The sequence below is a fragment of the Bradyrhizobium sp. genome, assembly GCF_004799405.1.
Classification (GTDB): domain Bacteria; phylum Pseudomonadota; class Alphaproteobacteria; order Rhizobiales; family Xanthobacteraceae; genus Bradyrhizobium.
Map to the genome: position 1 here is coordinate 18033 of NZ_SSMW01000098.1, position 12737 is coordinate 30769.

9 protein-coding genes are annotated in these 12737 nt (G+C 63.2%); 4 read left to right on the plus strand and 5 right to left on the minus strand.

Annotation, left to right across the window (positions count from 1 at the left end; all coding sequences use genetic code 11):
* Nucleotides 1-201: 201 nt before the first annotated feature.
* Together E7813_RS15720 and E7813_RS15725 are read left to right on the plus strand one after the other, a co-directional pair.
* The gene (locus E7813_RS15720; protein ID WP_291575386.1) at nt 202-1263 is read left to right on the plus strand and encodes a UPF0104 family protein; all 1062 of its coding nucleotides are present in this window, start codon (nt 202-204) and stop codon (nt 1261-1263) included.
* A 250-nt stretch (nt 1264-1513) separates the two neighbouring features.
* Nucleotides 1514-3355 carry a hypothetical protein gene (locus E7813_RS15725; RefSeq protein WP_291575397.1) on the plus strand — a complete coding sequence of 614 codons (1842 nt, stop codon included), beginning with the start codon at nt 1514-1516 and terminating at the stop codon, nt 3353-3355.
* A 31-nt stretch (nt 3356-3386) separates the two neighbouring features.
* On the opposite strand, the gene E7813_RS15730 is transcribed toward E7813_RS15725, so the two are convergent.
* Both E7813_RS15730 and E7813_RS15735 read right to left on the minus strand, forming a co-directional pair.
* Nucleotides 3387-3956 (minus strand): DUF2147 domain-containing protein, encoded by a 570-nt coding sequence (locus E7813_RS15730; protein ID WP_291575387.1) that lies wholly within the window; start codon nt 3954-3956, stop codon nt 3387-3389.
* Between the two features lie 83 nt (nt 3957-4039).
* Complete coding sequence (locus tag E7813_RS15735) at nt 4040-5068, minus strand: NAD(P)/FAD-dependent oxidoreductase (protein ID WP_291575388.1); 1029 nt, start codon at nt 5066-5068, stop codon at nt 4040-4042.
* A 170-nt stretch (nt 5069-5238) separates the two neighbouring features.
* On the opposite strand from E7813_RS15735, the gene E7813_RS15740 reads away from it, so the two are divergent.
* Nucleotides 5239-5694: a thioesterase family protein gene (locus tag E7813_RS15740; protein WP_291575399.1), complete on the plus strand. Its 456-nt coding sequence runs from the start codon at nt 5239-5241 to the stop codon at nt 5692-5694.
* 12 nt (nt 5695-5706) lie between these two features.
* Here the strand turns inward: E7813_RS15740 and E7813_RS15745 are convergent, their stop codons facing one another.
* Complete coding sequence (locus E7813_RS15745; RefSeq protein ID WP_291575390.1) at nt 5707-6027, minus strand: 2Fe-2S iron-sulfur cluster-binding protein; 321 nt, start codon at nt 6025-6027, stop codon at nt 5707-5709.
* Nucleotides 6028-6148: 121 nt separating this feature from the next.
* The gene (locus E7813_RS15750) at nt 6149-6526 is read right to left on the minus strand and encodes an Hpt domain-containing protein (protein ID WP_291575392.1); all 378 of its coding nucleotides are present in this window, start codon (nt 6524-6526) and stop codon (nt 6149-6151) included.
* Nucleotides 6527-6920: 394 nt separating this feature from the next.
* On the opposite strand from E7813_RS15750, the gene E7813_RS15755 reads away from it, so the two are divergent.
* Nucleotides 6921-11768, plus strand: a complete 4848-nt coding sequence (locus E7813_RS15755) for a methyl-accepting chemotaxis protein (RefSeq protein WP_291575394.1) — start codon at nt 6921-6923, stop codon at nt 11766-11768.
* 114 nt (nt 11769-11882) lie between these two features.
* Here E7813_RS15755 and E7813_RS15760 read toward each other — a convergent pair.
* On the minus strand, nt 11883-12737 hold an 855-nt coding region (locus tag E7813_RS15760; RefSeq protein ID WP_291575395.1), incomplete at its 5' end, for an MlaD family protein.

The following is a 12737-nucleotide window of genomic DNA, read 5'->3' on the forward strand; positions in this document are numbered from 1 at the left end:
GGCGCGAAGTGGAACGCGACTCGTATCCGGTGCGTCAAGCATATGTACGGCGTATGACAGCCGCGCCGCGCGAGGACGAAAGCTGGCGTTGTCAAGGACTGCACAACGCGTCGTTTTTGCCTTATGGGTCTTCACATATGAGCGATCGGGACGCCGCCTGCCATCGATCGCCGACTTGTTGCCGCCCCGCCGGGAGGACGAATGCACCGACTACTGACCGCGCTCAAGCGCGGCTTCTACGAACGGATCGGCTGGAAACGGCTCGGGGTCGCAGCGAGCCTCCTGATCATTGCATTCGCGATCACGACCCTTGTGCGCACGCTGAAGGGTGTCGATACCGGCGTGATCCTGGTTGCATTGACGGAAAAATCCCCGGCGCGGATCGCGCTCGCCGCCCTTTGCGTGATCGGCGCGTTCTGCACGCTGACGTTCTACGATTTCTTTGCGCTGCGAACCATCGGCAAGACGCACGTGCCTTATCGCATCGCGGCGCTGTCGAGTTTCACCAGTTATTCGATCGGCCACAATATCGGAGCGACCGTGTTCACCGGCGGCGCCATCCGGTTCCGGATCTATTCGGACTATGGATTGAGCGCCATCGACGTCGCCAAGATCTGCTTTATTTCCGGCCTGACGTTCTGGCTCGGCAATACCTTTGTGCTCGGGATCGGCATGGCCATGCACCCGTGGGCGGCCAGCGCAATGGACCTGCTGCCGCCGGCCATCAACCGGCTGATCGCGTTTGGCTGCATCGGCGGCATCGCGATTTATTTCATCTGGCTGGTGATCGGCAAGAATCGCCGCGAACTCGGACAGCACGGCTGGAAAGTGATGCTGCCCTCGGCGCGATTGACGCTCGTGCAGATTCTGATCGGCGTGGTCGATCTCGGATTTTGCGCGCTTGCGATCTATCTGTTGATGCCGGTGCAGCCTGGCATCGATTTCATATCGCTGGCAGTGGTGTTCATTCTGGCCACCCTGCTCGGCTTTGCCAGCCATGCGCCCGGCAGCATCGGCGTATTCGATGCAGCCATGCTGGTCGCGCTGCCGCAGTTCGGCCGGGAGGAATTGCTGGCGACGCTGGTGATCTATCGCGTACTTTATTTCCTGATCCCCTTCAGCATCGCGATCAGCATCATGGGTACGCGCGAGCTTTGGCTCAACGTGGTGTTGCCCTGGCAGGAGCGACGCAGGCTGAACGAGGCTTGTCCGGCCGCCGCAGCGGTGCCGCAACCGGTAAAGAGCCGCAAGCCACAGGGCTGAGATAGCTGAAACGGGACTCTTTCAGCTTTTGGGGCAGTTCTCTTATTTTCGCCCTACCTGTAACGTCAAAGGCGTCATGATCCGAATTCATCTGCGTTCGATCGTCCTCGGAACTCTGCTGGTGGCAGCGCTGGGCGGATTCCACATGCAAGGGTCCGCCGCCCAAACCACCGCCTCCCCGGCCGCGCCTGGCGTGCCGGCGGCAGTGCCTGACGCGCCGGCGGCCGCGCAAGTCGCGCCCGATGCCCTGATGCAGATTTCGTGGGAGGTCCGTAACCGTTTCCGGCTATTCCGCGAAGAACGCGATTTCCTGCTCCATACCGATAGCGCACGGGGCCACAGCATCCTTGAATCGGAACAGGCAATGGAGCTGCTGAGCGAGGGCCGCGGCTGGGCGCGCAACGCGGTCAATCGCCTCTGCATCGATCTGACGGGGCGCGTCAGCGAGCCCTGCACCCGCGATAACGTCAGGGAAAGCTACCTGACGCCGACCGAACACCCCGTCACCGTACGGCTGACCGGCACCGTTCCGGTCGGCGCCACCTGCGCCTGGTCGTTCGACGATGGCGACGGTCCGCGGCAATCCACGCTCGATTGCGCCGAACCGATCAACTTCCGGGCCCGCTATGGCCGCGCCACTGTCGCGACCGTGGATGTCTCCAGCGGAGCCGAAGCCCCGCAGCGCCTCACGACCGAGATCAAGGTGCGCGACGTTTTCATCGCCGGCCTCGGCGACAGCATCGCATCGGGTGAAGGCAATCCTGACCGGCAGATCGCGTTGTCGGACGAGGGCTTTTGCTTCCGTTCCTATCTCGGCAGCGCGAGCGCCCAATATTATCGTCCGAGCCGCGCCGGCTATAAAGGCGGCCGGGCCTGCGAAGCTCCCGACACGTTGCAAGTCTGGCAGCGCCAGAGCGCGCTCTGGTTCAATTCCGCCTGCCACCGCTCGCTCTACAGCTACCAGACCCGGACGGCGCTCGCGCTCGCCGTAAGGTATCCGCACATCGCGGTGACCTACCTGCCGCTGGCATGCACGGGAGCCACCATTGCCGACGGGCTGTTCGGCGCGCAACGCGCGCGCGAATGCCCGCCGGCGAAATCCGGCGCCGCCTGTCAGGGAACGGTCGACGCGCAACTCGCCGAATTGCGGGAAGCGCTCAACGCCGCGAAGCGCCGCCGGCCCGACCGCAGACTCGATCTGGTTCTGCTGTCGATCGGCGCCAACGACATCAATTTTTCCGGACTGGTCGCCGACGTGATTGTCGATACCGCCACCGAGCGCGTGCTGTTCCGGCGCACCGGCGTGATCGGCTCGGTGAACGATTCACGTGCAGCGATGGCGCGAGACCTGCCGCAGGGTTTCGGCAGACTGCGGGAGGCGCTAAAGCCGCTGGTCGGCGACATGTCGCATGTGGTTTTTGTGTCCTATGCCAACCCGACCCTAACCGACGGCGGCACGCCTTGCGCCGGCGGGCGCGCCGGCTTCGATATTCATCCGTCGTTCAACGCCAACCCGCAGCGGCTGGCCAGCGTATCCAATTATGTGCAGAACGAATTCCTGCCTCAACTGAAGGCTCTCGCACTGTGCGAGGGCGGCGTGTTGTGCCGCGACCCCAGCGGCGACCGCATGACCTTCGTCGACGCCCATCAGGCCGCCTTCGCCGATCACGGTTTTTGCGCGCGCGCCGCCAACGATCCGGAATTCGATCGGGAGTGTTTCTCAGCCAAGGGTGACAGCTTCAATCCGGATATCGTCACCGCCGCGGCGCAGCCGATGGTGTGCGATCGAAGCCCCGGCGAATATCGCGCCTACCTGCCCCGCGCGCGCTGGATTCGCGACGCCAACGACAGTTACTTTGCGGCGATGACCTATCCGCAAGGGCTGCCGGCCGCCAGTCAGCCCACCGACATCCATGACGCGACCTGGGGGGTTCTTTCGGCGGTGTATGGCGGCGCGGTGCATCCGACCGCCGAAGGTCATGCCGCAATGGCGGATGCGGCATTGCCGGCCGCAGCTTCAGTGCTTCAGCTCGATGCCGCGGAGCCCGAGGCACCGACGGCGCCGGTCCTGACTGCACCGGACACGCGCTGACGAAGTCGCCCCAACAGGCAGCCGAGCGGTGTCAATGCGCGGGGACGCCGCCCTTCTTCGCCGGCGGCGGTTTGATCGCCGCAGCCTGCGCCGCCAGGTATTTTGCAATGATGGCGGAATCCACCGAGGCCATCGCCGTATCCGGCAGCCGGTACCAGGTCTCGTCCTTGCCAAGCAGCGAGATCCCCCAGTAGCCGCGCATCGTCAGCGCCTGGCCGTCGGAACTGACGCTCATCTTGGCGCTATAAATCTTGCCGTCGCGCGGATCGAGAACGTTGCCATCCTGGTAATTCAATCCATCGCGTTTCATGTTTCGGATAAAGGAAATGCCAAGCACCGGCGCATTCTTGCGGTCGTCGGTGCATTTGGAGCAGATCTCTTTGGTATCTTCCGAAAACGTCTTGGCGATCACGCCTTCGAAGAAGCCATCGTGATGATCGATCACCAGCACCCATACCACCGGCTTGCCGTCCTCGATCTTCTGCCACAGCCCGGCGGCCGACGGCTCCGCGGCCTGCACCGGAAGGGCGGCCGCGAACACCATTATGAGGCCGGTTGTGATCGCCGACACCAGTCGAAATCTGGATAGAGCAGTTCGCATCGTCACCACCTGATCAATCCATAAAACAATGACTGCAGACTACGGCCATTTCGCGGTCGGTTCCAGTGCCGCATTCCGTCGCATCAATTGACACCCAGCTTCTTCTGCAGACTCGACGACGATGTCGTGTACTGGAACACCAGCCGTTTGTCGGGATAGACGTAGCGATGTGCCTTCTGGGCCATCAGCGCCCCCTCATGGAAGCCGCAGAGAATCAGCTTCAGCTTGCCGGGGTAGGTGTTGATATCGCCGATCGCAAAAATACCCGGCACGCTGGTCTCGAACGCCGAAGTCTCGACCGGCACCAGGTTGTTCTCAAGCGCGATGCCCCAGTTCGCGACCGGACCGAGCTTCATCGTCAGGCCGAAGAACGGCAGCATGGTGTCGCAGGCGATTTTCGAGATGGCGTTGTCGGTGCCTTTGACCGCGGCGGCGGACAATACCCCGCTTTCACCTTCCAGTGCCGTCACCTGACCGATCTTCAAAGCCACTTTTCCGGAAGCCACCAGCGCGCGCATCTGTTCGACGCTATGGGGCGCGGCGCGGAAATCGTCGCGCCGGTGCAGCAGCGTCACGCGCCTGGCGATGGGATGCAAATTGAGCGTCCAGTCCAGCGCGGAGTCGCCGCCGCCGACGATCAGCAGATCCTTGTCGCGGAACTGTTCCATCTTGCGCACGGAATAAAACACCGAGGTGCCTTCATAGGCCTCGATGCCGGGCACCGGCGGACGCTTCGGCTGGAACGATCCGCCGCCGGCCGAAATCACGACCACCTTGCATTCGAATACCTGGCCGGCATCGGTGGTGACGCGAAAGCCGGGATCGCCGATTTTCTCGATCTTCTCCACCATCTCGTTGAGGTGGAAGGTCGGGTGGAATGGCTTGATCTGCTCCATCAGGGCATCGGTCAGGCCCTGGCCGGTGACGAAGGGAATGCCCGGAATGTCATAGATCGGCTTTTCCGGATAGAGCTCGGCGCACTGGCCGCCGATCTTGTCCAGAATATCAACCAGATGCGTCTTCATATCGAGCAGGCCCAGTTCGAAAACGGCAAACAGTCCGCAGGGACCCGCGCCGATAATCAGCACATCGGTTTTGATTGCTTCGCTCATATCGCTTCTTTTCGGTTGAAACATGCCGCCAAGTGGCCTTTGGCTGCGCCTGTCTAGCCAAGACGGCGGGTCGAGGAAAGCCATAAATCGGCCGCCCGCAACGGCCGCAACCCCTTGCCGGCGTTCGCTAACTCGGCTGTAAGGGCATGAAACTTGCGGAGATCAACCCGGTGAATGTGTCCGCCCGTCCCGATCCAGCGCCGCGCCTGGAAGATTTTCCCTATCGGCTGACCGACAATGTCCGGTTCGCCGACCTCGACCCCAACCAGCATGTCAATAACGCTGTGTATGCGACCTACTTCGAAACCGGCCGCGTCACGCTGATGAAAGACCGCAGTTACGGGCTGATGCCCGAGGGCCTGGCCTGGATGATGGTGCGCCTCGACATGCATTTCCGCGCCGAACTGCGCTGGCCGGGCACCATCGAAATGGGGCTCGGCGTCGCCAGATTCGGCCGGACCTCGGTAACGTTCGATCAGGTGGTGTTTTCGGAAGGCAGATGCGTGGCATCGGCACAATCGGTGTCGGTGCTGATCGACGACAGTACACGCAAGCCAACGCCGCTCACCGAGGAGATAGTGCGGAATTTCCAGCCGTGGCTGCGACGCGGAATGAACGGGGCATAACGGAGGCGCCGCTCAGGCCTGCCGCTCCGGGGTCGATACCACCAGACCGTCGAGTTCGTCGCTGACCTTGATCTGGCACGACAGCCGCGAATTCGGCCGCACGTCGAAGCCGAAATCCAGCATATCCTCCTCCATCGGGGACGGCGCGCCGACCTTCTCGCGCCAGGCCTCATCGACATAGACGTGGCAGGTCGCGCAGGCGCAGGCGCCGCCGCATTCGGCTTCGATGCCCGGAATGCCGTTGCGGATCGCGGCTTCCATGACGGTCGCACCGTTTTCGACTTCGATGGTGCGGGTTTCGCCAGTGTGGTCGACAAAGCTGATCTTGGCCATGATTGCCCGTGCTGCCGGATTGAGAGAGGTCCGGGCAGTCCTATAACGGGTCGATCCGCCCTGCGCCAGCGCTGCCCACGAAAACCTGCGAGGCTGTTTTGCAGCCCGTTGACGGGCGGGATCAGGACCGGCGCAGGATCGCGTCGATCGCCGCGCGCACCTGCGCGACGGCATCCCCCAGTTCGGCGAGTGCTTGGGCCGGATCGTCGCCGTTGTGCATGGCGGCTTCGACCGATTCGGCCGCGTCGGCCACGCGAAATGCTCCGACCGCGCGCGCCGATCCTTTCAGCTTGTGCGCCACCGCCTCGGCATCGGAGGGCAAGGTGGCGAGCGTGCCGATCAGGCCGACGGCCTGCGCCGAGAACATCGCCAGCACCTCGCGTTTGAGGCCGGCTTCGCCAAGCGTCATGCGCTCAAGATGTTCGATATCGATCGGACCGTCATCGGGAGCGAGCGGCGGCGATGGCATCCATTCAATCCGTTCCAGATGAAGCGGCATGGCGAGAACCCAAATCCTGCGCCCGTCGATCTCAGAGCGAAGTCGGCAAAGCCAATCACGGAACTGGTTAACGGAACGTTTTGCGTACCCGCCGCAAGTTCGCCATGTTTTCGTCGGGTATTTGCCCCAATCGCGCAACGCACTTGAGAATTCGCAGGACTTGTAAGAACTTACGGCGGCGTGCTGTTAACGATGATTAAGTTTGTATTAATCGCAGCCATTTCATTCGCATCGCCTTGCCAATAGGATGTTTGCGGATGCGGATGTAGCGCACGAGCCAAGGCGGCCGCGCTTTCATTCCGCGCGGGGCACGAAACCGGTTTCGAGCTTGCGAGGGCGTTCGCGCAAGACTCTGGCCGATGCGTAAAAAGTAGAACGAGGGCTCAGACTGAACATGGCGAACACACCCAAAAAGGTCAAAGACCCTACCGAAGTCGCGCTTTCTGCCATTCAGGAAGCTCTGAACATCAACGACCAGCCGGCGGCTGATAACCGGGGGCCGGCTCGCAGCGATGTGCCGCCACCGCCTGCCGCGCCGACTTACGATGACGCTATGTTCGACACGCGCCCGAGCGCCGACCGGCCAATCTTCGAGCCGATCGAGGAGCCGCGGCAGAACCGCCGCGCCGCCAACGACGATCGCGAAACCATTGGACAAATCCTGCAGGCGATTCAGAAGGGCCGCCCCGCCCGCAACGTCTATACGCTTGCCACGCTTTTTGCGGGGGTCTGGATCATCGGCGCCCTGCTCTTGACCGTCAGTTTCCTGCCCTCGCTGCAGGTAGCCATCGGCCAGGGCAGCGGTGGCACCCTGGTGCTGGCCGGCCTTGCGGCCCTGTTCTTTGCGCCGGTGTTGCTGTTCTATTTCCTGGCGAGCCTGTCCTGGCGCGGCCAGGAATTGCGCATGATCGCGCAATCGATGGCGCAGGTCGCGATCCGCTTTTCGGAGCCCGAGGGCGCTGCCAGCGACTCGATGGTCACCGTCGGTCAGGCGATCCGCCGCGAGGTCGCGGCCATGGGCGACGGCGTCGAGCGCGCCATCGCACGCGCCGGCGAACTTGAAACCCTCGTCGCCAATGAAGTCTCCGCGCTGGAACGCGCATACAGCGACAACGAAGTGCGCATCCGTGCCTTGCTGCAGGATATCGCCCACCAGCGCGACAACCTGGTCGGCCAGGCCGAACAGGTTCGCAGCGCCATCTCCGGCGTGCAGATCGACCTGCGCCACGACATCGCGCTGATCTCGGACGCCATCGCCTCCCGAGTCGATGAAGTCGCCAAGAGCATCACCGGCGCGCTGGAAGAACGCGGCGCCCACATCACCGGCGCGCTGAGCAATGCCGGCGACAACATGATTCTTGCGCTCGGCGAGCGCGGCGGCGACCTGCTCGATCGCCTCGAGGAAGCCAGCGCCGAAACCACGCGCGCCGTGCTCGACGCCAGCGAGCGTCTCACCACCAGCCTCAACTTCAAGACCGGACACGTGCATGACGAGTTCGTTGAACTCGCCGACCGCGTGCACGAGATGCTGAACGAACGGATCGACCGCATCACCAGCGAATTCGAGCAACGCTCATCCACCATCGTCGATGGAATTTCCGACCGGACCGAACAGGTTCACGACTCGCTCAAGAATTCCAGCGACTCCCTGCTGCTCGAGCTTGAACTGCGCAGCGGAGATCTCGTCAACAAGATCGACGACGCCGGCAACCGTCTGGCGACCCGTATCCTCACCAGCGGCGACAAGGCCAGCGATGCGCTGGACGTGACCGTGAACTCGCTGGTGGCGAAGGTCGTGAGCCAGACCGAAACCGCGCACGATACGCTTAGCCTGCAGATGAGCGCCTTCGACGAACTGGTGAAGAACCAGGGCGGGGAATTGGCCGAAAAATTCGCGCGCGACAGCGGCACACTGGGCGCCCTGATCACCCGACATATCTCGGAATTCGATCGCACCGTCAAAACCTTCGGCGGCGAGATCGTCGATCGCATGGGCCAGCGCACCCACGATATCGCTGAAAGCCTCAAGACCTATGTTGACACGTTCGACACCCGTCTGACCTCGAACGGCGGCGAAATCACCGCCGCGCTGGACCAGCGCCTGGTGCAATTCGAGACCACGCTGCAAACTCGTGTCGCCAATCTCGACACCTCGCTCGACAGCAAGATCAAATCCTTCGACGAGTCAGTCGATGGCCGTCTCAAGTCACTCGAAGTGACGTTCGATTCGCGGGCGAAATCCGTAACCGAAACCGTCGACAACCGTCTCGGCACGCTGACGTCGCAACTGACCGATGGCGCCGCACAGGCGATTCAGTCGATCGACTCGCGCCTGACCCATCTCACCTCTTCGCTGACGGACGGCACTGCACAGGCGATCGAGGCGGTCGATCGGCGCATCTCCAATGTGACCGAGACCATCAATGGCCGCAGCGACCAGTTGACCGAAACCATCACGGCGCGATTCCAGGAAATCCATCAGGGCATTGAAGCCCGGGTCGGCGCTGTCGCCACCGATATCGATATGCGCGTCGCGCAGTTCGAGGATCTGCTGGGCTCACGCGTCGAGGCCGTGGCCGGGCGTATCGAGAGCAGCGGGCGGCAGGCCAGCGACGGCATGATGGCGCGCGCGGAGGAATTGTCCGCCGGTATCCGGTCTCATGTCGAGGACGCGGAGCGTTCGCTGACGAACCTTGTGGTCAATACCAGCGAGACCATTCAGACCGGCGCGCGCGCCGCCCAACAGTCGTTGCTGACGGTCTCCACCGACGTCGGCGCACAACTGAAGCTGACCTCGGCGGAAGTCGAACGCGCCCTCACCGCCGTCGGTACCGATGCGGCGAACTCGGTCGTGAGCAGCGCGCGCGATGCGCAGGCTACCCTGGTGTCGGCCTCCGCCGACGCCGCCACCCAGATCAAATCGCTGTCCGCCGATGTCGAGCGAACTCTCACGGCCGTCGCTACCACGACCGCCGGGTCGATCGTGGGCGGCGCGCGTGAGGCTCAAACCACGCTGGTCACCGCTTCGGCGGATGCGGCCAACCATGTCCGGTCGCTGGCCAGTGACGTCGAACGTTCGTTGACCGCGGTCGGAGCGGACACCGCCGCTTCGATTCTCAACAGCGCCCGAGAGGCGCAAAGCTCGCTGACGGCGACGTCGGCTGACTCCGCCAAGCAGATCAAGGCGATCGCCGCGGATATCGAGCGCTCGCTGAGTACCGTGACCACCAACACCACCGACAGCATCGCGACCAGCGCTCTCAATGCCCAGAACGCGCTGGTGGCCGCATCGAACGAAGCCAGTTCGAAGGTCAAGTCGACCTCCTCGGAGGTCGAACGCGCGGTTCTGGCCGCCAGCACCACTTTCGGGTCCACCATGACCGGCAAGACCGACGAAATCGTCAGCTACGTGCAGCAGCAGTCCGATCGCCTCTCGCAGATAATCGACGGCAAGCGGGGATCGCTGGTCGAGGCTATCGGCGGCAAGACCACGCAGCTCACCTCGGAAATCGATCGCGTCACCTCCGATGCCCTGAAATCGATCGAAATCCGAAGCGCGGCGTTTTCGAAATCGATGTCGACCAACGGAGCCGATGTCGCGCGCACGATTACGTCCGCCGGCGAGTTGGCCACCGGCGCGGTGAACAAGTCGTTGAAGGATCTCGAGCAGGCCTCCCGCTCGGCGATCGACCAGTCGCGGCAGGTGTCGATCGCGGCAGTCACCGAAATGCAGGAGACCAGCAAGATCCTGCGAACCGACACGGTCGCCCTGTTCGAGCGGCTGCGCGAAGGCAATATCCTGCTGCAGGAAGTGCTTACCGGCGCGCACGACAATCTCAATTCGCTCGAACGCGCTTTGGTCACCCGCGTGGCTGACTTCGTGTCCGCCATCAACGATGTCAGCACGCGCAACGGCGTTGCGACGCAGACGTTGGAAGACCAGTTGACGATCTTCAACGCCAAGACCTCGAAGGCGCTGGAAGATCTGGGCTCGCTTTCCGGCCAGTTCGAGACTCACGGCAAGTCGCTGGTCGATGCCGCGGCTGTGGTCGAGCAAAGCAACCGCACCACCACCGCTTCCGTCGCCGAGCGCAAATCGATGCTGGAATCGCTGGTCACCACGATCGACTTGCGAACCGCCGATCTCGATCAGCGGCTGTCGCGGTTCACCGGCCTGCTCGATGAATCGCTGGCGGCCGCCGAAGAACGCGCACGCGACATCGCGCGGGTGGTGGCGGAAACCGCCGGTGCGGGTTCTGCCGCCATCAGCCGTCAGTTCGAGGCGGTTCGCGCCTCAGCCGAAGAAGAGCGCCGGCTGACGGCCGAAGCCATGAACGAAATCTACCATCAAAGCACCCAGGAAGCTGACGCGATGTTCAAGCAATCCGCGGACAAGTTCGCCGCGATGGTGACGAGCATGAAGCAGATGGCGGCCGAAATGCATCAGGAACTGGACGCCACGCGCAACGAACTTCGCCGCGGCGTGCTGGAAATGCCGCAGGAAGCCGCCGAGAACACCGCGCAGATGCGCAAGGTGATCGTCGACCAGATCGAGGCGCTGGCCGAACTGAACCGGATCGTCGCACGCCACGGCCGCGGGCTCGACGTCGTCAGTTCCAGCCGCTCAAGTTCGCAGCGCGAGGAAGAGCCGATGCTGGCCTCCGCCGGCGGGCGTGGCGAGGCGCGGTCCGCGCCACGCATGCGCGACGGCGGCAACAGCGCATCGAATTTGCCGCCGCCGGATTTGGGCGCGCCGGCATCGCGCCGTACCGACGCGCCGCCGGTCAGCCCTGCGAGTTCCGACCAGGGGCGTGACGGATGGCTTTCCGATCTGTTGACCCGCGCCGATACCGGCTCCGGCAATCGCGAGGTCCCGCGTGGGCGTCCGCAGCAGGGCGCAGGCGATAATCCCCTGGCCTCCCTGTCGCTCGACATCGGGCGCCTGATGGATCGCAATCTCGCCGCCGAGATGTGGGATCGCTATCAGCGCGGCGAGAGCAAGGCTTTCACCAAGCGGCTCTATACGCCGGCCGGCCAGAAGGCCTTCGATGAAGTCGGCCGCAAGTATCGCGCCGACCGCAACTTCAAGCAGACGGTCGACCGCTACATCACCGAATTCGAGCGGTTGCTCGATGAGGTCGCGCGCGAGGACCGTGGACCGGCCGCGCTGCGCGGCCACCTCACCTCGGAAACCGGGTTGGTCTATACCCTGCTGGCACACGCTGCAGGACGGCTCGGGTAGAACTCTCGCCAGATAGCGAAACCGCAAACGGAGGCAGCGATGCCTCCGTTTTGTTTTGGCGGGTTTGCAGTGGCGTCATCGGAACCGGGCCACGGTCCTACCCGTCGAAAAGCTCTACGGCTTCTTCTTCTCGCCCGCCGGCTTCGGCGGTGGTGCCGCCGCCCTCGGCGGCGCTGCCGCTGGCTCCGCCGGCGCGCTGTTTCCCGCGCCGAACAGCAGGCGCGTCGGGTTCCTGTCGATATTGTTCACCGCGCGGCTGATATCGCCGAGCGTCTTGCGGCCGTCGGACATCAATGCGCCCGAGCGCTTGTCGAAATCATCCGCCAGTTCACGGATCGATTTCACGGTCTGGAACAATTCGCCACCGCTATCGCCACCGGCGATCGAGTTCAGGCCAAGCATCAGATTGTCAGCCTTCCCCATCACGCCGTCGACTTTCAGCATGACGTCGTCGATTTTCTCGGAATTGCGCGCCAGCGACGCCGTGAAGGTCTCGAGATTATGCAGCGAGTTTTTGACCGCCGCCTGATTGTCGGCGACCACCTTGTTGATGTTCTGAAGTGTCGCACGGATCGCCTCCGTGACGTCCTGCAGCCCGTTCGGATCGGCGGTTAGCACGCGGATGCCGTCCTCCCCCAAAGGAACTGGCGGGGCGTCCTCCGCGCCGCCTTTCAGCGCAATCGCGGCCACGCCTGTCAGCCCCTGAAATTCGAGCCCGACAACGGTGTCTTTCAGGATCGGGGCGGTGTTTTCGACCATCGCGAGTGCGACGACGCGACGCGGGTTGTCGAGCTTTACGGAGATCACTTCTCCTACCCGGATACCGTTAAAGTTGACGCTGCCGCCGTTGCGGAGACCCGTTGCCGGGCCTTCGAAAATTATGCGGATCGGGCTGCGCGCCTTGGTGGTGTGAAGGCTCTGGAACCACAGAACGAACCCGAACGCGGCGGCAATAACTGCCAGCGTGAA

Coding starts and splice junctions, on each gene's coding strand:
- E7813_RS15755 (WP_291575394.1), top strand. CDS start 6,921: ATGGCGAACACACCCAAAAAGGTCAAAGACCCTACCGAAGTCGCGCTT.
- E7813_RS15720 (WP_291575386.1), top strand. CDS start 202: ATGCACCGACTACTGACCGCGCTCAAGCGCGGCTTCTACGAACGGATC.
- E7813_RS15730 (WP_291575387.1), bottom strand. CDS start 3,956: ATGCGAACTGCTCTATCCAGATTTCGACTGGTGTCGGCGATCACAACC.
- E7813_RS15750 (WP_291575392.1), bottom strand. CDS start 6,526: ATGCCGCTTCATCTGGAACGGATTGAATGGATGCCATCGCCGCCGCTC.
- E7813_RS15735 (WP_291575388.1), bottom strand. CDS start 5,068: ATGAGCGAAGCAATCAAAACCGATGTGCTGATTATCGGCGCGGGTCCC.
- E7813_RS15745 (WP_291575390.1), bottom strand. CDS start 6,027: ATGGCCAAGATCAGCTTTGTCGACCACACTGGCGAAACCCGCACCATC.
- E7813_RS15725 (WP_291575397.1), top strand. CDS start 1,514: ATGCAGATTTCGTGGGAGGTCCGTAACCGTTTCCGGCTATTCCGCGAA.